Raw genomic sequence first — 22,447 nt, 5'->3', positions numbered from 1 at the left:
AGCAGATGCAGCAGATTCATAGCGGATTTATGTATCAGCAGTGATACATTTAGAGGAAATAAAGTATCTCTTACTCAAAAAATCAATAATCTAAAAAGTCATCCAGCTGAATTTATTATTCAATAATTAATTCAGTTGAACGGCTATGACACAACGTTACCATTTTAGTGATAACTCCTATCTTAGGAAATACAACTTTAATAAGTAAAACCCCCATGTTGTCTTCAACATGGGGGTTTTACTTATTTTTAAATAGATGAAATTAGTTTTGGATAGGCTCTTTTGTTTTACTTCGCGTAAAGCGCAGCAACTTGTTCTTGAACATTTTTATCTTCTAAGAAATTATCATAAGTGGTTTCTGAACGATCCACAACACCATTTGGTGAAATTTCAATAATACGATTTGCAATTGTTTGAATAAATTGGTGATCGTGAGAACCGAATAGAAGTGAACCTTTAAACGCAATTAAACCATCGTTTAATGCCGTGATTGATTCTAAGTCTAAATGGTTGGTAGGGTCATCTAAAACAAGGACGTTTGATTTGCTTAACATCATTTTAGATAACATACAACGAACTTTTTCGCCTCCGGAAAGAACGGAAACTTTCTTCAATACATCTTCACCAGAGAACAACATACGACCTAAGAAGCTACGTAAGAAAGTATTGTCGCTTTCTTCTTTAGAAGCAAATTGACGCAACCAATCAACGATGGTTAAATCACCATTTTCAAAGTCTGCACTGTTGTCTTTTGGTAAATAAGATTGAGAAGTCGTAACGCCCCATTTAACAGAGCCTGTATCAGGTTCCATTTCTCCCATTAAAATTTTAAAGAGAACGGTTATGGCGATATCATTTTGACTGATAAAGGCCGCTTTGTCATCTTTGTTTAATGAGAAGCTGATATTGTCTAAGATTTTAATGCCATCAATGGTTTTTGAAACATTTTCAACACGGATTAAATCATTTCCGATTTCACGATCTGGTGTAAACCCAACGAATGGATAACGACGTGAAGAAGGTTGAATATCATCTAATGTGATTTTTTCAAGCATTTTTTTACGTGACGTTGCTTGTTTTGATTTAGAAGCATTCGCACTAAATCGAGCAATAAAGTCTTGTAATTCTTTAATTTGTTCTTCTTTTTTAGAATTTGAATCGGCCATTAAACGTGAAGCCAATTGACTAGATTCTAACCAGAAGTCATAGTTCCCAACATAAAGTTTGATTTTACCAAAGTCAACGTCAGCCATGTGTGTACATACTTTGTTTAAGAAATGACGGTCATGGGAAACAACGATAACGGTATTAGGGAAATTGATTAAGAATTCTTCTAGCCATTCGATTGATTTTTTGTCTAAACCATTGGTAGGCTCATCAAGTAAAAGAACATCAGGCTTGCCAAATAGTGCTTGTGCCAATAACACTTTCACTTTTTGTCCACCAGTTAATTCGCTCATTGTTTTATTTTGCAGAGTCTCATCAATGCCAAGACCTTGTAATAAAACAGCAGCTTCTGGTTCTGCTTCCCAACCATCTAGCTCAGCGAATTCGCCTTCTAGTTCAGCGGCACGAATCCCGTCTTCATCAGAAAAATCTTCTTTCATATAGATGGAATCTTTTTCTTTCATAATGTCATAAAGACGTTTGTGACCCATAATAACTGTTTCTAACACATTGAATTCTTCGAAATCATAATGATTTTGTTTTAAGACAGTTAAACGTTCACCACTTGACATCGAAACGTCCCCTGTTGAAGGTTGGATTTCACCTGAAAGAATTTTAAGGAAGGTTGATTTACCAGCACCATTTGCACCAATAAGACCATAGCAATTGCCGGGAATGAATTTAATATTAACATCTTCAAATAATTTACGATCTGAAAATAACAGACTAACGTTACTTACTGTAATCATTTATTTTTTTACCTCTTTTCAAATTTGTATCTTATCTATTTTAGCATACTGAGGGGGTAAAAGCGATAAGTTAAGTTGTTTTGTTAAGAAAACGTTCATTTTTATCAAAGTTGAATTCTATAGGAAGAAAAATTTTGATGGCAGATAGTCAACTTTCGCTTGACTGAATATAGAAGTTCGTCTATATTCTAGATAGATACATATCTATGTTAAGGAGGATATTATGGATTACGAAGAATTATCAAAGGTTTTAAAAGCAATTTCAGATCCCAAAAGAATGAAAATCATCGATTTGTTGTCATGTGGTAGTCTGTGTGCATGTGACGTTTTAGATCATTTTGACTTTACGCAACCAACGCTTTCCCATCATATGAAAGTACTGGAAAAGGCTGGGATTGTATCTGTCGAAAAAAAAAGCCAGTGGCATTATTATACGTTAAAAGAGGATAGAGTAGACTCCTTTAGGGCATCCCTGACGGAGTTGTTTGCTAGCACTGAAACCTGTATTTGTATGAAAGAAGAAAGTAGTAGTGATTAAAAAAATTACGATTTTGTAATTAAAAACGATAGTTGGAGTTGAATGAAATGAATAGTGTAACTAAAAAATTATCCTTATTAGACCGGTATTTAACTTTTTGGATTTTTTTGGCAATGGCAGTCGGAATTGGATTAGGTTTCTTATTTCCAAGTGTCCCTAAGATAATTGACCATTTATCTATCGGAACAACATCCATTCCGATAGCAGTTGGACTAATCTTGATGATGTACCCTCCGCTTGCCAAGGTGAAGTATGAAGAAATGTGGCGTGTCTTTAAGGACTGGAAAGTATTAGTCTTATCTCTCATTCAAAATTGGGTGATTGGTCCAATTTTAATGTTTGGTTTAGCAGTTATTTTTTTACGTGATTACCCGGAGTATATGGTAGGGCTGATTATGATTGGTCTTGCGAGATGTATTGCAATGGTGCTGGTTTGGAGTGAGCTTGCACAAGGGGATAATGAATATACGGCAGGCTTAGTGGCTTTTAACTCTGTTTTTCAAATTGTATTTTACTCTGTATTCGCTTATATATTTGTGACGGTCTTACCTAACTGGTTGGGACTTGAAACACATACCGTCGCAATTACGATGGGCGAAATTGCTAAAAGTGTTTTTATTTATTTAGGGATTCCGTTTATAGCAGGATTTTTATCTCGCGTTCTTTTAATAAGATATAAAGGGAAAAAATGGTTTGAAGACATCTATTTACCAAAAATTAGTGGCATTACGTTAGTAGCGTTATTGTTTACTATTGTGGTAATGTTCTCAGTTAAAGGTGAGAAAGTGATAGAGCTTCCTTTTGACGTGGTTAGAATTGCAATCCCATTGTTGTTTTATTTTGTTATTATGTTTTTTATTTCATTTTTTATTTCCAAAAAAATGGGGACCAGTTATCCAATTGCAGCCTCACTTTCTTTTACAGCAGCCAGCAATAATTTTGAGCTAGCGATAGCCGTTGCAGTAGGTGTTTTTGGAATTAACTCTGGGGAAGCTTTTGCGGCTGTAATCGGTCCGTTAGTCGAAGTTCCCGTTTTAATTGGTTTAGTCAATGTTGCATTAAGATTCAAACAAAAATATTTTGATACTAAAGGAGCAAAAGGATGAAGAAAATTTATTTTTTATGTACAGGGAACTCTTGTCGGAGTCAAATAGCTGAAGGATTTGCAAAAAAATATTTCCCTTCTCAGTGGGAAGTAAGAAGTGCAGGAATCGAGACCCATGGCTTAAATCCTAAAGCCGTTGCAACAATGAAAGAAGCAGGAATCGACATTACGACACAAACGTCAGATTTGATTGATCCAGACTTTTTTCAACAAGCAGATTTCATCGTAACCTTATGTGGAGATGCAGCGGATAACTGTCCAATCATTCCAACGACAACCCAATATGAACACTGGGATTTAAGTGATCCAGGTAAGGCAACAGGGACAGATCAAGAAATAGCAGCAGCTTTTTCTAGCACTAGAGAGGATATAAAAGAGCGAATGATGCAATTAGTTAAACGATTAGCTTAAAATAAAAAGAATCCCCTCTAACTATCTGTTTTTTGGATAGCTAGAAGGGGATTTTTAATTACTAGTCAAAGGTTGTAGTGCGGATAACGTTTTGGTACCAGTTAAAGGACTTTTTCTTTATACGAGTGAAGGTCCCTGTTCCGTCATCGTTTTTATCAACATAGATGAAGCCGTATCGTTTTTTCATTTCGCCAGTAGTTGCGCTAACTAAGTCGATAGGCCCCCATGTTAAATAACCAAAACACTCTACATAATCTTCAACAATGGCTTTTTTTACTTGTTCAATATGTTGTTCGATATACTCGATGCGATAGTCGTCTTGAATCGTTTCGTCAGTTTCAAGATGATCAATGGCACCTAATCCATTTTCAGTAATGATAATGGGCAGGCTATAGCGACGATAAAGGTAATTTAAAAGATAGCGCAAACCTGTTGGATCAATTGCCCAGCCCCATTTGCTTTGTTGTAAATAAGGATTTTGAACGCCTCCAAATAAAGTTTCTTCGTTTTCATGGTCTCCTTCATAATGAGCAACACTAGAAGAATAATAATTTAAGCCGATAAAATCAATTTTACCTTGGGCAAAAGCGAGTTCATCTTCTTGAGAAATCGTTAAATCGATTCCAGCCTTTGCATACTCTTTTAATTTGTAAGCAGGGAATTTACCCGTACACATGGCGTCGATTTGGTAAAATTCACGATCTGTTTCTTTAAAGGAATTCAGTACATTTTCTGGATTGCAATTTAGTGGATAGGCAGGAGTTAAGCCAAAAACACATCCAATTTCAAAGTTTGAATCAATGTCATGGGCTAACTTCACTGCTTTAACGCTGGCTAAGGTCATATGGTAACTGATCGTAGCTAAGGTTTGTTTTTTATTTTTAAGATCAGAGTATTTTAAACCTGAAATAATGTACGTAAAGATATCAGAAGCCTCTGTTTGAGGGTCAATATGATTCATTTCATTGAAAGTCGCCCAGTAACGAACTTTTCCTTTCAAGGCTTTAAACATGGTTTCGCAGTAATTTAAATAGAACTTAATTACTTTTCGATTGGTCCAAGAACCATAGTTGTTCACTAAATGAACAGGCATTTCGAAGTGATAGAGTGTAACGATAGGTTCAATACCATATTTTAAGAGCTCGTCTACGACGTTTTGATAAAATTGGACACCTAATAAATTAGGCGCTTGCTCGTCTCCTAACGGATAGATGCGAGACCAATCAATTGAGATACGCAAAGCTTTAAATCCCATTTCAGCAAATAAAGCAATATCTTCCTTGTAGTGATGATAAAAATCAATTCCCTCATGAGAAGGATACTTTTTTCCTGCTTCAATTTTAGTACAAATTTCCCGCGGTTGTTCATAGGTTCCCTGTGTGACTAAATCCATAATGGCAATGCCTTTGCCATCTTGATCCCAAGCCCCTTCACATTGGTGAGCAGCGATACTGCCGCCCCATAAAAAATCCGTTTTTTTCATTGGAAAGACCTCCCTTAAAATGTTATTAAATAGAAAAAATTTTATAAACTGTTTTTCTTTCCAAAAAGCTAGAACACGATTGTAACCATCTCATCATTAAGCATTAATTTTTCATGAATAGCAGGGATTACATCCAAATAGTCCGTTGTATTCGTAATAACGACAATAATTGTTGTATCATAGCCTTCTTTTTTTAACCCATCAAAATCAACTGTAGCTAATAGTTGTCCTGCTTTAACTTTGTCTCCAGGTTGAACGATTGTATCAAAATAGGTTCCATCAAGTTCAACAGTATCAACCCCGATGTGAATTAAAATTTCAACCCCTTCTTTTGTTTGAATCCCAATAGCATGTTTAGTAGGAAAGACTACTGTAACTTCACCGTCAACTGGAGAAATGACTTCCGACGTAGAAGGAATAATTCCAATTCCTTTGCCTAATGCCCCAGTTGAAAAGGCTTGATCTTTTATGTCAGCTAACTGAACAAGTTCCCCTTTAGCAACTGGTTGTAGCGTTAATTTTTTTGCAAAGGTGCTTTCTTTTTCTAGAGCAGTTTCTTCCGAGAAGGTTTCTTCTTCGTTTTTAGCAGTGTTCGTTTCTGGAATTCCAAGAATATAAGCCGAAACAGCAGCACCGATAAAAGCAATTAGAACCGCAATCACCATAAATATCAAATTAGAAAAATCTTGATTTTGAGCGTATGAAGGCAGTCCCATTAACCCCCAAACAATCGAATAGGTTTTTACGTTCATTAAGCCAGCAAACAATCCACCAAGACCGCCGCCAATCATCACGGCAATAAAAGGTCTACGATATTTAATAAATGCACCGTAAATTGCAGGTTCTGTTACGCCCATCAAGGCGCTAAAGCTTACCGTTCCAAATAATTGTTTTTGTTTTGATTCTTTTGCTCTTAAAAAATACCCTAGCATTGCTCCAGCAACGGCCAAATCAGAAATGGTTGCAGCTGCTAAGAAAATCGGATCATAACCCATTTCATTCACAAAATTCAGTGCAAGTGGCATCATGAAATTACCAGCACCCAGCATAATTAAGAAAGGTTGGAAAGCAGCGTAAAGCATTACAACAATCCAACTACCGAAAGTGTCCATTAGTAGTTTAAATAATAAGCCGATGCCGTCTCCAATCCAAATGCCGATTGGTCCAAATAAAAGCAATGTCACTGGTAAACAAATCACCATAATTAGAACAGGATTCAAAAAATAATGTAAAAATTTTGGAATGTATTTGTTTAAAAAGGTGGTTAAATGTCCCATAAACCAAACTGCTAAAATAATTGGGATAAAAGAATTAGCATACGTTGTTTGAGGCAAAGAGATACCGAAAATACTAAGTCCTGCAACGCCGTTAATTGACGTTGAAACGAGAGTAGCAGCTAAAGCAACCGCTAAATAAGGGCTTGCTTTTAAACGTTTTGCACAAGACATCGCAATTAAGATTGGCAAGAAAAAGAAAACTGCTTCGCGAATTGAATTTAACAAAATGTACGTGGGACTTTCTTCTGAAAGAACCCCAGTAATTGTAAACAACGACAAAAATCCAGCAAGTAGACCTGATGCAATAATGGGTTCAATGACAGGAGTCATTGTTTCAGAGACTAAATCGAGCATTGCTTTTAAGGGGTGCTTTTTTTCTTTAGTAGCTTGGTTGGAATCGGTAGTAGGGTTGATTCCTAACATGCTTACTAATTCAGCATGCACCTCGTTTACGTGGGTTCCAATAATAACTTGATAAGCAACGTTGTTTGATACAACATCAATGACGCCATCTACGTTTTTTAACTCTTCTGTTTTTGCTTTTGAACGATCCTTTAAAGTGAATCTCAAGCGCGTCATGCAGTGAACAACCGCTTGAATATTTTCTTTTCCGCCTACTAGTTGGATAATGGTTTCATTAAGTTTTTGATAAATCATTTTTAGGACTCCTTTTTACTTCGATTGGTTACGCGATGGATATGAAGCATAAGGTACGTCTCCTCATCAATTGAAATCACACACTCATATTTTTCTTGGATATAAACTTTGATTTTTTGGATGCAATCATAGGCATCTGTATAAAGCATTTTGATTTGAGTGTTCAATACTAAGTCACTTTCATCATAGATTTTATCGGTTTGAACGCGTTGGATAAAATATTGCAAATGAGTCATTAAGCGCATATAGTTCATCGATTTTTCATCTAGTTTAATTTGAAAGTGATACTGAATAATTGATAAAATATCCCTCAGACTTTCCATTGAGCGTATAGTTGAATCTAAATTGTTTTTATCCTCTTGCAAATTAACAAAATGCAACGCAATTGAAACGGCTTCATCTTCTGGAAAATGAAGATTGAACTGCTGATTGATCAGGTTCAATGCATAAAGTCCGATATCGAAATGCTGTGGATAGAATTTTTTGACTTCCCACGTTAAGGGACTTCGAATAAATTGTCCTTTGGCAGCACGTTTTAGTGCAAATTCAATATGATCCAGTAAGGTCAAACTTAAATAATCATTTGATTTTTCAGTTAGCTGTTTTTCACCAAAATCAATAATTTGATTGACGAGTGTAATATGGTTAGGGTCCGAATTAGCTAGCAGATAACTGAAGTGCTCCAACATATCATTTGAATCTAATACATAGGTCTTTTCAATTTCAGTTTCTTTAATGGTTTGTCCAACTTTTTTTCTAAAAGCTAACCCTTTCGCATAAACAATTACTTCATTTTTCCCCCTGCTAACGATTGCTACATTGTTGTTTAAAATTTGACTTACTCTCATTTTTTTACTCCTTTCCAGAAAAAAAACTCAAATTACCTAGAAAAGGACTGCTTCTAGGTAATTTGAGTTCTGCCTGCGTTAATCAGTAACATACTCTATAAAATGGCTACGTCGCCATAATTGTTTTTTTTCTTAATTTCAGTATAGTTCATGAAACAAGGATAGTCAACGCTTACATTTACATTTCCATATGATTTAAATTTTTAATCATTTTTTTGAAGGTTACGACGTTTCTAATAATGTAAAAATATAAAGAGTCAATTCTTTATCTTGCAATAAATGCAGTTGATTTTTATAGTAAATACTCCGATCATAAACACGCCATTTCATCACTTTAGGCAATTGTAAGAAAGGGCTCATTTTCCAGCGAATAAGCAAATGACTTTCTGTTTCGGAGACGCTTAAATCTTGGGGGGATTGGTTGAAGGATTTATTTAAGCGAGAAGGCATTTTTTTAATAAAAATTTCCTTTGAACGGTATTGAAAGTCTTGGTTTAATTTGCGATTTTTTGTTTCATAAGAAAATAACTGTCCTTCATTTTGTTTTTGTTTTTCTAAAGAGAGAGGCAAAGGAAACTCTTTAATAAACCGACCCACTTGTTGAAGTTTTGGTTCGGCAGGTTGAATCGAAACTAAATGAAGCTGTTTTTTTATTTTACCAAAAGTTAGAAAAAAACTTTCTTTTAAAGGATTTTCACCATATTGAATCAAATCATTTCCAGACCATTCGCTAGAACTTGCAAAGCTGGCGTTAAGGAGATAAATACCAGTATGAGGTATTTTTGCAGTGTTTTGCAGTGTCCATTTTTTAGTAGCATCATATTCAAATAACCCATTTTCACCAGCAGATAAAGCGATTCTACCATTTTTTGAAACTGAAATATGTTGAACGGGTTCATCCCATAAGGTAAGTTTAGTTGCATGGGGATCCAGCAACGAATAGGCATAAAATCCAGTGATGTCTGAATAATAAAGGGTATGCTTGAAAATGGCGCTATCTAGTATCGGAAAATTAAACTGAAGTGTTTTTTCTAAGAAAGGTTCTAAATCTGCTAGTGAACTATGAAGATACTCTGTTGAACGAGGCTCATAATAAACGACACGTTCAACTTTATTTAGTGATTTCATCCATTTATTCCAGTCATAAATGGCTAAATTATTTTGGTCATTCCATAAATAAAGATGTCCACTATATAATTGGCAGTCTTGAAAGTGACCGTCTATCGTGATTTTGGTTGTGAGAATTTGTTCCATTTCCATTTAGTTCAGCGTCCTTTCTTCTCGTGAGGCTTTCTGTAATTCTATTTTAACATTTATATAGAAGAAAATGGGAAAGGAAACAACTTAAAGTGAAACTCCAACTATAATATGTTACCCTTTCGCTATAATTTGTTCCTTTTTAATGAAAAGAGCAGAGGCTATAATGAAAGAGTAATGAAAACGTTTACTAAATCAAGTTTTAAGAAAGGAGAACAGATGAAAAAGAAAGGTTTTTGGTATCATTTCAATAAAAATAAAATGCTTTTATTAATGGCTCTTCCAGGTGCATTATGGCTTATTTTCTTCTTTTACATTCCGGTTTTAGGGAATGTCGTGGCGTTTAAAAACTTTACTTATTCTGATGGTGGATTTTTTAAGAGTTTGCAAGAAAGTCCGTGGGTGGGATTTGATAACTTTAAATTCCTATTTAGCTCGTCGAATGCGTATATTATTACGAGAAATACCGTTCTTTATAATGTGGTCTTTATTATTAGCGGGCTGGTCGTAGCCGTTATGTTTGCCATTATCTTAAGTGAGATTCGTTCGAAAAAGATGGTGAAGGTGTATCAAACATCCATGCTATTGCCGTATTTCTTATCATGGGTTATCATCAGTTATTTCGTTTATTCCTTCTTAAGCCCAGACAAAGGCTTAGTGAATTCGATTTTAGCAGGTCAAGCAGGGGATGGGATCAACTGGTACAATGAACCGAAATATTGGCCATTCATTTTAGTCTTTATGGGGATTTGGAAAGGTGTCGGTTATAGTAGTATTATCTACTTTGCTTCAATTATGGGGATTGACCCGACATATTATGAAGCAGCAATGATTGATGGTGCAACAAAATGGCAACAAATCAAAAATGTAACCTTGCCTCAATTAGCACCGTTAATGACTATTTTAACGATTTTAGCCGTAGGTAATATTTTTAGAGCTGACTTTGGTCTGTTTTATCAAGTTCCACGAAACTCAGGAGCCTTATACGAGGTAACTTCTGTTTTAGATACGTATATTTATAATGGGTTAACAAGTAGTGGAGATATCGGAATGGCTTCAGCAGCCGGCTTGTATCAATCGGTTGTGGGTTGTATTTTAGTTATTGGCACGAACTTATTGGTTCGCAAATATGACGAGGAATCAGCGCTATTCTAGGAGAGGAGAATCGAAAACATGGAAGAAAAACGTAAAAAGAAAAAAATAAATACAGTAAAGGTGCAAACCTTTGGAAAAAAAGCGGATATTTTCTTTAACATTATTATCGCGCTCTTCGCTTTCTCCTGTATCTTCCCATTTATTTTTGTTATTATTATTTCATTTACAAGTGAAACGTCACTAATAACAGAAGGGTATCGAATCATACCTTCTTCATGGAGTTTTGATGGGTATCGATACCTTTACGAAATGAAAGATCAAATTTTACAAGCGCTATTTATTACGGTTTTTGTAACGGTTGTAGGGACTTTAGTGAACGTGACGTTTACCTCTACGTATGCCTATGCTATTTCAAGAAATTCGTTTCGTTACCGTAAATTTTTTACCGTTTTTGCCTTAGTCACAATGTTATTTAGTGCAGGAATGGTACCAAACTATATCGTAATGACAACGTTATTAAACTTAAAAGATACTGTTTGGGCATTGATTTTGCCAATGGCGTTAAGTCCCTTTAATATCATCGTGATGCGCACCTTCTTTAAACGCTCTGTACCAGATGCGATTATTGAATCAGCAAAAATCGATGGAGCAGGTGAATTACGCGTCTTTATGCAAATCGTATTGCCACTAGCAGTCCCTGGAATTGCAACAATCAGCTTGTTTGCAGCTTTAGGTTATTGGAATGATTGGTTTAATGCATTGCTTTATATTCAAAGTGATAATTTAGTTCCTTTACAATATTTATTAATGAAAATTCAAAGCAATATTGAATATATGTCCCAAAATGCCAACATGAGTTCAGCATTAAGCGGTGGGGCAGCAGCAATTCCAAAAGAAGCAACAAGAATGGCGATGGTTGTTATTTCAACAGTTCCAATCGCATGTAGTTATCCATTTTTCCAAAAATATTTTATCAGTGGTTTGACAATTGGCGGAGTTAAAGAATAATCATAAATGGAGGGTTTAAAATGAACAAAACGTTCAAAAAAATGTTGGTCTCAGGTGCAGCATTTGCACTTCTTGGAGGCGTGTTGGCAGGTTGTGGTGGCTTAAAAGGGGATGCTGGAAAAGCCACAAAAGATGATGATGGCAAAACTTTATTGATGTATCAAATTGGAGACAAGCCAGAAAATTACGATCAATTGATGGAAGTTGCGAATAAGCGTATCAAAGATAAGATTGGCTATAAAGTGAATTTACAATACATTGGTTGGGGCGATTATGAAAAGAAAATGTCAGTGATTACCTCATCAGGTGAAAACTATGATATTGCATTAGCTAAAAACTATGTAGCAAACGCTCAAAAAGGGGCCTATGCTGATTTAACAGATATGCTACCTAAGTATGCGAAAGAAAGTTACGACATGTTAGATGAAGCCTATATTCAAGGAAATACTGTGAATGGGAAGCTTTACGCAATGCCGGTTAATGGAAACGTGTATGCACAACAAGTTTTATCATTTAACTCAACGTTCCTAGATAAATACAACTTAGATGTTTCAAATGTAAAAACATTGGCAGATATGGAACCAATGTTAAAAGTAATCAAAGAGAAAGAACCGAATGTCGTTCCTGTAGCAGCCGGCTCTGGTTGGAGAGTCATTCGTGATATTGAATACGTCATGGATGATAAAGTTCCATTAGCAGTAGATATTCATGGGGATACAACAAAAATCATTAACCCATATGAAACTGGGGATGGCGTGATTCCAGACCTAAAAACAATGCACAAATTCTATGAGTTAGGTTATGTGGCGAAAGATGCCGCAACAAGCAACACAGACTATAATTTAGAATCAGACACATGGTTTGCTCGTATTGAAACACAAGGCCCATACGATTACGGCGATACATTACTAACAAGAGCGGCTCAAAAACCAATCGTATCTAGACCGATTACAAGTCCAATCAAAAATACTGCCAATGCACGTATGGCAAACTTCGTAGTATCAAATAATTCTAAAAACAAAGAAAAATCAGTTGAACTTTTAAACCTATTAAACTCAGATCCTGAATTATTAAATGGTTTGGTTTACGGAATTGAAGACGAAACTTGGAAAAAATTAGACAATGATCGTGTTGAACTATTAAAAGCATACGGACCAAAAAATCATATGTCTGCATGGAATACAGGAAACAATGAAATTGTTTACCTTGAAAAATCAATTACAGATGAACAAATCGAGAAAAGAAAAGAAAGTATTGAAAATGCTGAAAAATCACCATTACTTGGCTTTAATTTTGTAACGGATAATGTGAAAACAGAATTAACCAATATCAACAATGTCATGAGTCAATATTTAGATGGATTGCACACCGGAACATTGGATCCTGATAAAGCTCTACCAGAAATGAATCAAAAATTAAACGGTGCTGGGCTTGAAAAAGTAAGAGCAGAAATGCAAAAACAATTTGATGAATTTAACAAATCAAAAAAATAAGAACATGCAAAAGAGCACCTGTCAGTTATTGATGGGTCTCTTTGCATTTTATTAGAGGGAGTATATAAACATGATAGCAAAAGGACTAGAAACAGGTTTTAACAGAGTGTACTATTTAATTAAATTGAGCTTGTACTTCTGGGGGTTAAGCTTAAGCGGCTTAATTGTATTTGGTTTTGTGCCAGCGCTCTTGACCTTAACGGAGACTCATCAAGAAGCAGCTTGGAATTATAAAGAATTAACTTGGAAAAAAAGTTGGGCGCTATTTAAAGCGTATATTATTAGAGGAAATCAAATGATGTTGATTTTTGGAAGTACTATTTTATTTTTGTTATTAAATTTATATCTATCAGTTCAAACACAGGGATTTATCTTTGTGGTAATTGACTTTTTGATTATAGCTGTCTTATTTTTAATGATAAATGTCTTTATTTTAAGTATACTGATAACGGTTACGTATGAAATCAATCTGTCTAATACTTTAAAATTAGCATTTATCACATTTTTTACAAGTTTAAAAGAATGCCTAGTTGCAGGAATTTGTTTAGTTGTGATTTGGACGATTACTTATCGTTATCCTGGACTTATTTTATTTATTAGTGTCGGCTTAAGCGTTGCGGTTGTCAATCAAGTAACAACTAAAATTTTTAATCGTTTAAAGATCGAATCCATTTAATGGCGAAAGGAGAAGTGTGATGAAAAGCAAACAGAATCAAATCTATTCACTATTAAAAATATACTCAATGATTTTGATTGTTGGCGTCACTGTCTTCTCTTTAGTCGTTAGTTATACCATTTCCAAGAAGAACAACGAAGAAGCCAAACAGGTAACAGTAGATATTTCAAATCGAATCGATGCCATTTTAGTTGAAGATGAAAAAAAGGCAGCGCGTATGGCGACAGAGTTGACATCCAATCCTTTGCGCATTGAGAACTTATATCGCTATTTCCAACTGGATTATCAACAGTATCTTAGTTATACCTTAGACATCAGTCAAGACTATAACATGTATATTTACCTACCCAAAGAAATTGAACACATGTATTACTTAGACGAATCCATTCAATCTGTCGCCATTTCGTTAAATGAATTTAAGGAAGTTTATTCATCAACTTTGACTAACAAGCAAGGCATTAAACTGGAGGAATTTCCAAAAGACACTGGAGTAATGATTCCAAAATTATTAAACAATCCAGATACATCAAAATATATCGGTACGTTTTATTTATCATTGAGTGTAGAGGAATTTAACAAAGCTGTTACAAATAATAGTCAACAAACAGAATCGGAAACCTTTATTTTTTCAAACACGAATCGCTTGATCTACTCAAGAAAAACAAAAGAAAAGGGTTCCCCACTAGAATCAGAATTAGTTCAACAAATGAACGATCATTCAAAAATTCAACCCTCGAAACTAAAAGAATCGTATTTTATGACACAATTAAAAACAAAAGAAGGGTATCAAATATATACTTTTGTCCCTAAAAAATCAGTATTTTTAAAGTCAGCTAAAAGCTTTATGTGGTTGTTTTTATTTAGCTTGATTATTGATAGTATTTTACTGCTAACTCTTTTTAAATTATTTGGAAAGTATGTTCGACAAGTAGAAGATATTTTACTATCAATCAATGAAATCACCAAAGGTAAAATTGAGAATCGGATTGAAGTCAATCATAAGCAAGCTGAAATGAAACAAATCTCGATTGGAATTAACCAGATGTTAGATAGCATTCAAAACTATTTAAAGGATATCTATGAGCTGGAAATCAAACAAAAAGACGCGGACATGCGAGCGTTACAATCGCAAATCAATCCCCATTTTTTGTATAATACGTTAGAATACATTCGGATGTCTGCAGTCAGTGAAGGCGCAGATGAACTGGCAGAGGTCGTATACAATTTTGCAGCCTTGTTACGCAATAATATTTCACAAGAAAAAACAGTCACATTAGAAAATGAATTGAAATTTTGTGAAAAATACGTTTACCTTTACCAAATGCGCTACCCAGATAGCATTGCCTATTCTTTTTCAATCGAAGAATCTATTAAAAGCTTACCTATTCCAAAATTTGCGATTCAACCTTTAATTGAAAACTATTTCCAACATGGCATCGATTATTTAAAAATGGAAAATGCAATAGGAGTGAAGGCCTATCGTGAAAACGAGGAGATCGTAATTAAAATCAGTGACAACGGTTTAGGAATGTCTGAAATCCAGTATGGAGCAATCAATGAAGCCTTAGCTTTTAATCATGAGGTAAAAGTCAATTCAGTAGGCATTCACAATGTAAACACACGCCTAAGACTGTATTACGGCTCTTCCTATCATATGAAGTATTCCTCAACAGAAAATGGAGGAACAACGATTGTCATACGTTTTAAAGACAAAGAAGAACAAACTTAAAGGAGCTTGCTTATGTATAAAGTGTTGATTGTAGACGATGAGTATATGATTTTGATGGGACTACAAAAACTAATTGACTGGGAAAGTTTAAATTTGACCATCGTAGGTACTGCTAAAAATGGTCAAGAGGCACTTGATTTTGTAGTTGCCAATTCAGTGGATATCGTCCTAACGGATGTGACCATGCCACTTTTATCAGGGATAGAATTTATTAAAGAAGCCCAACGCTTAAATCAACAATTTAAAACAATTATTCTTTCAGGCTACCAAGAATTTGATTATATTAAGGAGGGCATGCAACTGGGAGCTGCTAATTATTTAGTGAAACCAGTGGATAAAATCGAACTAAAAGAGACCTTGTTAAAACTCATTAATGAACTTGATTCTCAAAAAGAAAATTTTCAAAATGAAGACTTATTGTATCGGAGCATGCTAAATGATTGGTTACTAAATACCGTTGATTACGACGCCTTAAATAGGTGGGCTACTTCAAGCGGAAAAACAATCGTTAGCCAGAACTATCAAGTGGTACTTTTTAAAATTAAACGAGAAGAACAAGAGCGTTTAAAAAAAGAATTGGCTTCAAACAGTCATTATTTATTTTTAATGGTTTCTGAAACTGAACTGGCAGTGATTGTAATGGATTCTCGAAAAGACGAATTGATTTCTGACTTAACCAGTAAAATGCAAGAGAACGTATTGGTTTTTGAAGGAACAGTTGTTGCAACGATGGAGGAAGTAGGAGGAAGTTATCAAACAGCTAAAGGGAAATTAGATACATTCGCCTTCTACAATAAGGATGTTTTAATCGTAGAAAAGGAGAAACCAAGCCAATTCCTACCAGAGTCCTTTAAACAGTTTACAGAAGTATTAGCATTGCAAGACTTGAGCAAAATTAAAGCAGCTATGCAAGAAATTTTAACTCATTTTGAGCAAAATGTGGAACAACCAAAAATGGTGAAGCAACATGCTAATTTACTCTTAATGCACCTTCATTTACAATTTACCTTCATTGAAAACACCCTTTTTCAAGAAAAAATAAATGAGGTGAATCAGGCTAAAAAACTAAAAGATGTAGAAAACATCTTATTAGAAATGCTTCAAATAATCGAATTAGATGAGCATCTAGTTATCTACAGTCCCATTACGCAACAAGTGATTGAACTAGTCCAAACGAGCTACCGTGAAGATTTGAATTTAAAAATGATTGCAAAAAAATTACATGTCAACGTGATGTACTTAGGACAACTATTTAAAAAAGAAACGAAGAAGAGCTTTTCAACCTACTTAAACGACTACCGGATTAAGTTAGCTCAAAATCTCCTGCTGCATTCAACGGATCCAATTAATGATATTGCCTTAAACGTGGGCTACCAAAGCTCCGGTTATTTTTATAAGAACTTTAAGAAAAAGTGTGGCGTCTCACCGAAGGAATTTAGAGAACATTATTTGAATCGGAAATAAAAACCCAAATTTTTTTATTGAAACTGATTTTATAAAGCAAATAAGCAATACCTATTTACTTATCTTAAAGTATCAACAAACGATAATTTGTCTAAAAACCGCTTTAATTTGTTACTAGTTTCAATGTAGAAAATTCATTAAACTAAACTTAGTGAATCGGTTTTAAAACAGATTCTCTTTCCACCAACGCAACAGGAACAATTTTTGAAAATTTTTGATTAGTATTGTCGCGCTCAGTTAATTGTTGAACCAAAGACTCGGCTGCTAAAAAGCCAATTTGATAAAAATTTTGTTCGACAGTTGTGAGCTGTGGGGAAACTAAATCAGTCATTTGGATGTTATCAAAGCCAATCAACGAAAGATCATTTGGAATATCTAGTTTGAGTTTTTTAGCTTCTGCTAATAAACGCATGGCAATAATGTCGTTTTCAGCAATAATGCAAGTGAAGCCAGTCCGTTTAATTTCTAAAAGGTATTCTTGTAAGGAAGCAGCATCCAATTGTTTGATGAATTTTTTATTTGTTAACCCATCTGAATAGTCTTGAATTTTAGCGTCGTGGAGAGCCTTTAAATAGCCTAAGTAACGATCACGAACGGAAGTGTTTTCTAGCAAATCAATCGTGGACAAATAGGCGATTTTTGTATGCCCCATTTTGAGGGCGTAGTTAGCAGCTAGCGCACCACCATTAAAGTTATCTGAAGTTATGGAAGGAATATCCGTCCCTTCTAGCTTTTTATCCAGCATTACGATTGGGAAGCCATTTAGATGCTGACGGTAAAGTAAGTCGATGGAATTGATTGGGTTTTCTGGATAAATAATCAGTCCGTCGTATTTATCTTCTTTTAAATTCTGCAATAATTCGCGTTGTCGAGTAGGGCTTCCTTCAGTTGCGTGGATGGTTAATTGATAGGGTGTTTTTTCTAAGTAATCTGTTGCCCCTTGTACGTAATATTCTAAACCTGCTGCTTGAGAAAAAGGCAACATAAAAGCAAGTTCATACGTTTGAGGAAGGGATTGACTTTGGTAGATTACAAAGCTTCCTTTTCCGGCAGTTCGTTCAATTAATCTATCGCTTTCAAGCTCCATTAAAGCACGTTTAGCTGTAATCCTGCTTACTTGATAAGTTTCAGTTAACTCCATTTCAGTAGGAACCTGAGTCCCATAGGAGTAGTGTTGATTTAAAATAGCGTTTTTTAAGTCGAGATAAATGACTTTGTAAAGAGGTTCTTTTTTCATCTTAAAAGCTCCTTAGTTGTTTTAAATGGTATAGTTCTTGTTTTATTAATATATCATTTATTCCAGTTAAAAGAAAGCGAAAGAAAGAAAATAAGAGATTTTAGTTAAATTCAGTAGAAAGTGTAGACAATATAAATGATATATCATATAATTGTTATATAACTAAAAATGATATAAGAGGAGCGAATAAAATGGTTTATCAAGAAATCCCTACATCAGTTAAAAATTTTATGAATACGATTACAGAAAAGTGCCAAGAGCATCCACGTTGGGCAGAGAATTTTAACGCTTGTTTTGCAAATACATTGCTAACAACCGTTAAACGCCAAGAAGATGGAACGACTTTTGTTTTAACAGGAGATATTCCAGCGATGTGGTTACGTGATTCAACAGCGCAAGTTCGTCCTTATTTAGCCATCGCAAAAGAAGATTCAGATATTGGAGATATGATTGAAGGGTTAGTAGAAAAACAATTTCAATATATTCAGTTAGACCCTTACGCAAACGCTTTCAATGAAACGGCAAATCACGCCGGTCATCAAACGGATCATACGAAGATGAATCCATGGATTTGGGAACGCAAATATGAAATTGATTCCTTATGCTACCCATTGCAACTAAGCTACTTATTATGGAAAGCAACTGGCCGAACCACTCAATTCAATCAAACGTTTAAAGCAGCAGTGAATGAAGTTTTAACAGTCTGGGAAATTGAACAAGATCATAATCGGTCTGCGTATCAATTTGAACGCGATACAACAAGAGAAGAAGATACGTTAGTAAACAGAGGTCGAGGAACAGAAGTTGCGCCAACAGGTATGACGTGGTCTGGTTTTAGACCAAGTGATGATCGCTGTATTTATCATTACCTAGTTCCGTCTAATATGTTTGCTGTGGTTGTTTTGGACTATTTAAAAGAAATTTTTGAGATGATTTTAAAAGAAGAAGAACTGATTCCCCGAATCACAGCTTTACGAGAAGCGATTCAAGAAGGTATTGAAAAATATGGAAAAACAACGAATAAAGCTGGTGAAACAGTTTTTGCATATGAAGTAGATGGTCTAGGAAATGCTAGCTTAATGGATGATTCCAATGTGCCTAATTTATTAGCCGCTCCTTATTTGGGCTATTGTTCGCCAGAAGATGAAGTCTATTTAACAACAAGAAAAACCCTGTTAAGCAGTGAGAATCCTTTCTTTTATGAAGGTGAATTTGCGAAAGGAATCGGAAGCTCCCACACACCAGAGAACTATATTTGGCCAATTGCGATGGCAATGGAAGGGTTGACGACTTCTGATAAGTCAGAAAAAGAACGAATTTTAAATACGCTAGTTGCAACAGACGGTGGGACGAATTTAATGCATGAAGGCTTTGATGTTAATGACCCAAATCAGTACACTAGAGAGTGGTTTTCATGGGCAAACATGATGTTTTGCGAGTTAGTAATGGATTACTTTGATATTCAAATCGAGAAGTAGAAAGGAATGGAAAGCATGAAAAAAGTATCAATTATTGCCCATAGTCACTGGGATCGAGAATGGTATTTACCCTACGAACAGCACCATATGCGATTAGTAGAATTAATGGATGATTTGCTTGAGTTATTTGAAACGGATCCTGATTTTAACAGTTTCCATTTAGATGGACAAACGATTATTTTAGACGACTATTTACAAGTCCGACCAGAAAAAAAAGCATTAGTCCAAAAATACATTACAGAAGGAAAATTAAAAATTGGTCCCTTCTACATTTTGCAAGACGATTTCTTAACGAGCAGTGAATCCAACACCCGCAATATGCTGATTGGTATGGATGAAAGTAAAAAATGGGGAGTACCAGTTCAACTTGGTTATTTTCCAGATACTTTTGGAAATATGGGGCAAACTCCGCAGATGATGAAACAAGCTGGGCTAGATGTTGCGGCATTTGGTCGAGGAGTGAAGCCGACAGGTTTTGATAATGTAGTGATTAATGATGAAAAATATGCTTCTCAATACTCAGAAATGTGGTGGGAAGGTCCAGATGGTTCTAAGATTTTAGGTCTGTTGTTTGCCAATTGGTACAGCAATGGAAATGAAATTCCAGTTGAAAAAGAAGCCGCAAAAGCCTTTTGGGCGAAAAAATTAGCAGATGCAGAAACGTATGCATCGACGGATCATCTATTAATGATGAATGGTTGCGATCATCAACCCGTTCAAAAAGACTTATCAAAAGCCATCGCAGTAGCCAATGAATTGTATCCAGAGATTGAATTTGTGCATACTGATTTTGATACGTATTTAACGGGACTCAAAGAAGCCTTACCTGCTGATTTAAGTACCGTCACTGGGGAATTGACTTCACAAGAGACTGACGGCTGGTATACGTTGGCGAACACTGCTTCTGCACGGATCTATTTAAAACAATGGAATACTCGTGTTTCAAGACAATTAGAAAATATTGCAGAACCTTTAGCAACAATGGCTTATGAAGTGACAAAAGAGTATCCACACGATTCATTGCGTTACGCATGGAAAACATTGATGCAAAACCATCCTCACGATAGTATCTGTGGTTGTAGTGTGGATGAGGTTCATCGGGAAATGATGCCACGTTTTGAAAAAGCCAATGAAGTTGGAAAATTTGTTGCCGATGAAGCAGCACGCCAATTAATAGCTGCTATTGATACAGCTAGTTTACCAGAGAATGGAATTCCATTTGTTGTATTTAACACGAATGGTTCAGAAAAAACAGGTCTGGCAACGATTCGTTTGGAAATCAAACGTTTGCCATTTGCTAGTGGTTTGCCAGAAACCCTCTATCAAACGTTAAAAGCAGAAGATTTCCCTACGTTTAGTGTAAAAAACAGCAAAGGAGAAGTTGTTTTAGCTGAAATTAAAGATGATGGAGTTGAGTTCGGATACGATTTACCAAAAGATCGTTTTAGACAGCCCTTTATGGCACGATATGCACGAGTTGAAATTCCAATGGAAGCCATGACAGGTTTGAGCTGGGAAACATTTATGTTAGTAGAAACAGAAAAAAATCTGCAAGAAGCGTCAGACGAACTTATTAACGAGCTCGAAGGCACAATGGAAAATGAGTACCTTAAAGTTACGATTGCTTCTAATGGCATCTTGACGGTTCTTGATAAGGAAACGAATCACACCTATCACGACTTATTGAATTTTGAAGATGTCGGAGATTTAGGAAATGAATACATTTTTAAACAACCTGCTAATGATCAACCGATTTATTCTAAAAATAGTCAAGCGACAGTCAAGACTCTTAATAATACAGCCAGCTATGGAGAAATTGAAGTTATCCAACAATTGGACATTCCAATTTCAATGGATGAACGCTTAGAAGAAGAACAAAAAGCGGTTGTTGAATTCCGTTATCGTAAAGCAGAACGCAGTAAAAAACTTGCTCCGTTTACTCTAACCACTAAAATTTTATTAGAAAAAGGTAGCAGACAACTAAAATTCACCACTCACTTTGATAACCAAATGAAAGATCATCGACTTCGTGTTCTTTTCCCAACAGGAATTGAGACAACGGTTCATTATGCTGATAGTATTTATGAAGTTGTTGAAAGACCTAATACCACCGATAGTGCGTGGGAAAATCCAACGAATGCACAACATCAGCATGCTTTTGTGAACGTAAAAGATCAGCGTCAAGGTGTAACCGTAGCTAATTTTGGCTTAAATGAGTACGAAATTTTACCTGAAGACACAACCATTGCGTTAACCTTATTGCGTAGTGTTGGAGAGCTTGGAGATTGGGGATATTTTCCAACGCCAGAAGCGCAATGCCTAGGAGAACAGGTTGTCGAGTATGCCCTATCTTTCCACGGCTCAGCGGATGCCGTTCAGACGTATCATGAAGCAATGACGTTCCAAGTTCCGTTTAGTACGTATCAAACGGATCGTCATCAAGGGTCATTGCCGCTAACCCATTGTTTTGCGGATTTAGAAGGCGAAAAAGTTGCCTTAACGGCCTTTAAACGAAATGAAGCTACTTCTGAAATCGTTACACGAGTGTATAATTTAACAAATGAGCAAACAACGTTTAACTTAACGATTCCTAATCAAACTCCGTATGTTTGTAATTTAATTGAAGAAATATCTGATGCTAAGCCGACAAAAGTAGTAGCTCCTTATGAAATTATTAGCTATCGTTGGCAAAAAGGCAATTAAACACGAGTGAAAAAACACTATTTTCTATAGTGTTTTTTCGCTATAAATTGCGAATTTAATAGAATCATGTAA

Annotated in this window: 17 protein-coding genes; 11 read left to right on the top strand and 6 right to left on the bottom strand. The window is 35.3% G+C overall.

What is annotated here, in order from left to right; genetic code table 11:
- Positions 1–287: 287 nt before the first annotated feature.
- Complete coding sequence (locus AC07SW_RS05975; protein WP_034571860.1) at positions 288–1,916, bottom strand: ABC-F family ATP-binding cassette domain-containing protein; 1,629 nt, start codon at positions 1,914–1,916, stop codon at positions 288–290.
- Positions 1,917–2,139: 223 nt separating this feature from the next.
- Between AC07SW_RS05975 and AC07SW_RS05970 the strand changes: the two genes are divergently transcribed.
- The 3 genes from AC07SW_RS05970 to arsC are packed head-to-tail and all read left to right on the top strand — an operon-like array spanning position 2,140 to position 3,970.
- A complete protein-coding gene (locus AC07SW_RS05970) occupies positions 2,140–2,454 on the top strand; it encodes an ArsR/SmtB family transcription factor (RefSeq protein ID WP_034571857.1) in 315 nt (104 codons plus the stop codon).
- Between the two features lie 47 nt (positions 2,455–2,501).
- The gene (gene arsB / locus AC07SW_RS05965) at positions 2,502–3,560 is read left to right on the top strand and encodes an ACR3 family arsenite efflux transporter (protein ID WP_119907514.1); all 1,059 of its coding nucleotides are present in this window, start codon (positions 2,502–2,504) and stop codon (positions 3,558–3,560) included.
- A complete protein-coding gene (gene arsC, locus AC07SW_RS05960; protein WP_119907515.1) occupies positions 3,557–3,970 on the top strand; it encodes an arsenate reductase (thioredoxin) in 414 nt (137 codons plus the stop codon). Before arsB ends, arsC begins: the two co-directional genes overlap by 4 nt.
- Before the next feature lie 61 nt (positions 3,971–4,031).
- Here the strand turns inward: arsC and AC07SW_RS05955 are convergent, their stop codons facing one another.
- The 4 genes from AC07SW_RS05955 to AC07SW_RS05940 all read right to left on the bottom strand — a co-directional run bounded on the left by AC07SW_RS05955 (position 4,032) and on the right by AC07SW_RS05940 (position 9,495).
- Positions 4,032–5,453 (bottom strand): family 1 glycosylhydrolase, encoded by a 1,422-nt coding sequence (locus AC07SW_RS05955; RefSeq protein ID WP_119907516.1) that lies wholly within the window; start codon positions 5,451–5,453, stop codon positions 4,032–4,034.
- A 68-nt stretch (positions 5,454–5,521) separates the two neighbouring features.
- Entirely contained in the window at positions 5,522–7,387 is a 1,866-nt protein-coding gene (locus tag AC07SW_RS05950; RefSeq protein WP_494632447.1) for a beta-glucoside-specific PTS transporter subunit IIABC, read from the bottom strand.
- Between the two features lie 2 nt (positions 7,388–7,389).
- Positions 7,390–8,235, bottom strand: coding sequence for a PRD domain-containing protein (locus AC07SW_RS05945; RefSeq protein ID WP_494632446.1), 846 nt, complete (start codon positions 8,233–8,235; stop codon positions 7,390–7,392).
- A gap of 222 nt (positions 8,236–8,457) precedes the next feature.
- On the bottom strand, positions 8,458–9,495 hold the full coding sequence (locus AC07SW_RS05940; protein WP_119907518.1) for a hypothetical protein: 1,038 nt from the start codon (positions 9,493–9,495) through the stop codon (positions 8,458–8,460).
- A 216-nt stretch (positions 9,496–9,711) separates the two neighbouring features.
- Between AC07SW_RS05940 and AC07SW_RS05935 the strand changes: the two genes are divergently transcribed.
- The 6 genes from AC07SW_RS05935 to AC07SW_RS05910 all read left to right on the top strand — a co-directional run bounded on the left by AC07SW_RS05935 (position 9,712) and on the right by AC07SW_RS05910 (position 16,957).
- Complete coding sequence (locus tag AC07SW_RS05935; protein ID WP_034571837.1) at positions 9,712–10,647, top strand: ABC transporter permease; 936 nt, start codon at positions 9,712–9,714, stop codon at positions 10,645–10,647.
- Positions 10,648–10,665: 18 nt separating this feature from the next.
- Entirely contained in the window at positions 10,666–11,595 is a 930-nt protein-coding gene (locus AC07SW_RS05930; RefSeq protein WP_034571834.1) for a carbohydrate ABC transporter permease, read from the top strand.
- Between the two features lie 20 nt (positions 11,596–11,615).
- On the top strand, positions 11,616–13,088 hold the full coding sequence (locus AC07SW_RS05925) for an ABC transporter substrate-binding protein (RefSeq protein ID WP_119907519.1): 1,473 nt from the start codon (positions 11,616–11,618) through the stop codon (positions 13,086–13,088).
- Positions 13,089–13,158: 70 nt separating this feature from the next.
- Positions 13,159–13,764: a DUF624 domain-containing protein gene (locus tag AC07SW_RS05920; protein ID WP_119907520.1), complete on the top strand. Its 606-nt coding sequence runs from the start codon at positions 13,159–13,161 to the stop codon at positions 13,762–13,764.
- 19 nt (positions 13,765–13,783) lie between these two features.
- On the top strand, positions 13,784–15,493 hold the full coding sequence (locus tag AC07SW_RS05915) for a sensor histidine kinase (RefSeq protein WP_135022754.1): 1,710 nt from the start codon (positions 13,784–13,786) through the stop codon (positions 15,491–15,493).
- 12 nt (positions 15,494–15,505) lie between these two features.
- Complete coding sequence (locus tag AC07SW_RS05910) at positions 15,506–16,957, top strand: response regulator (protein WP_463685126.1); 1,452 nt, start codon at positions 15,506–15,508, stop codon at positions 16,955–16,957.
- A gap of 148 nt (positions 16,958–17,105) precedes the next feature.
- On the opposite strand, the gene AC07SW_RS05905 is transcribed toward AC07SW_RS05910, so the two are convergent.
- A complete protein-coding gene (locus AC07SW_RS05905; protein WP_135022756.1) occupies positions 17,106–18,194 on the bottom strand; it encodes a GntR family transcriptional regulator in 1,089 nt (362 codons plus the stop codon).
- A 191-nt stretch (positions 18,195–18,385) separates the two neighbouring features.
- Between AC07SW_RS05905 and AC07SW_RS05900 the strand changes: the two genes are divergently transcribed.
- Both AC07SW_RS05900 and AC07SW_RS05895 read left to right on the top strand, forming a co-directional pair.
- On the top strand, positions 18,386–19,672 hold the full coding sequence (locus AC07SW_RS05900; RefSeq protein ID WP_494632442.1) for a glycoside hydrolase family 125 protein: 1,287 nt from the start codon (positions 18,386–18,388) through the stop codon (positions 19,670–19,672).
- A gap of 15 nt (positions 19,673–19,687) precedes the next feature.
- A complete protein-coding gene (locus tag AC07SW_RS05895; protein ID WP_135022757.1) occupies positions 19,688–22,375 on the top strand; it encodes an alpha-mannosidase in 2,688 nt (895 codons plus the stop codon).
- The last annotated feature ends 72 nt before the right edge of the window (positions 22,376–22,447 follow it).

Source organism: Carnobacterium sp. GW821-FHT04C06 (assembly GCF_059420345.1).
Note: the sequence above shows the minus strand (reverse complement) of the source record. Positions and strands in the feature narration are given on the sequence as shown.

Coding starts and splice junctions, on each gene's coding strand:
- AC07SW_RS05975 (WP_034571860.1), bottom strand. CDS start 1,916: ATGATTACAGTAAGTAACGTTAGTCTGTTATTTTCAGATCGTAAATTA.
- AC07SW_RS05970 (WP_034571857.1), top strand. CDS start 2,140: ATGGATTACGAAGAATTATCAAAGGTTTTAAAAGCAATTTCAGATCCC.
- arsB (WP_119907514.1), top strand. CDS start 2,502: ATGAATAGTGTAACTAAAAAATTATCCTTATTAGACCGGTATTTAACT.
- arsC (WP_119907515.1), top strand. CDS start 3,557: ATGAAGAAAATTTATTTTTTATGTACAGGGAACTCTTGTCGGAGTCAA.
- AC07SW_RS05955 (WP_119907516.1), bottom strand. CDS start 5,453: ATGAAAAAAACGGATTTTTTATGGGGCGGCAGTATCGCTGCTCACCAA.
- AC07SW_RS05950 (WP_494632447.1), bottom strand. CDS start 7,387: ATGATTTATCAAAAACTTAATGAAACCATTATCCAACTAGTAGGCGGA.
- AC07SW_RS05945 (WP_494632446.1), bottom strand. CDS start 8,235: ATGAGAGTAAGTCAAATTTTAAACAACAATGTAGCAATCGTTAGCAGG.
- AC07SW_RS05940 (WP_119907518.1), bottom strand. CDS start 9,495: ATGGAAATGGAACAAATTCTCACAACCAAAATCACGATAGACGGTCAC.
- AC07SW_RS05935 (WP_034571837.1), top strand. CDS start 9,712: ATGAAAAAGAAAGGTTTTTGGTATCATTTCAATAAAAATAAAATGCTT.
- AC07SW_RS05930 (WP_034571834.1), top strand. CDS start 10,666: ATGGAAGAAAAACGTAAAAAGAAAAAAATAAATACAGTAAAGGTGCAA.
- AC07SW_RS05925 (WP_119907519.1), top strand. CDS start 11,616: ATGAACAAAACGTTCAAAAAAATGTTGGTCTCAGGTGCAGCATTTGCA.
- AC07SW_RS05920 (WP_119907520.1), top strand. CDS start 13,159: ATGATAGCAAAAGGACTAGAAACAGGTTTTAACAGAGTGTACTATTTA.
- AC07SW_RS05915 (WP_135022754.1), top strand. CDS start 13,784: ATGAAAAGCAAACAGAATCAAATCTATTCACTATTAAAAATATACTCA.
- AC07SW_RS05910 (WP_463685126.1), top strand. CDS start 15,506: ATGTATAAAGTGTTGATTGTAGACGATGAGTATATGATTTTGATGGGA.
- AC07SW_RS05905 (WP_135022756.1), bottom strand. CDS start 18,194: ATGAAAAAAGAACCTCTTTACAAAGTCATTTATCTCGACTTAAAAAAC.
- AC07SW_RS05900 (WP_494632442.1), top strand. CDS start 18,386: ATGGTTTATCAAGAAATCCCTACATCAGTTAAAAATTTTATGAATACG.
- AC07SW_RS05895 (WP_135022757.1), top strand. CDS start 19,688: ATGAAAAAAGTATCAATTATTGCCCATAGTCACTGGGATCGAGAATGG.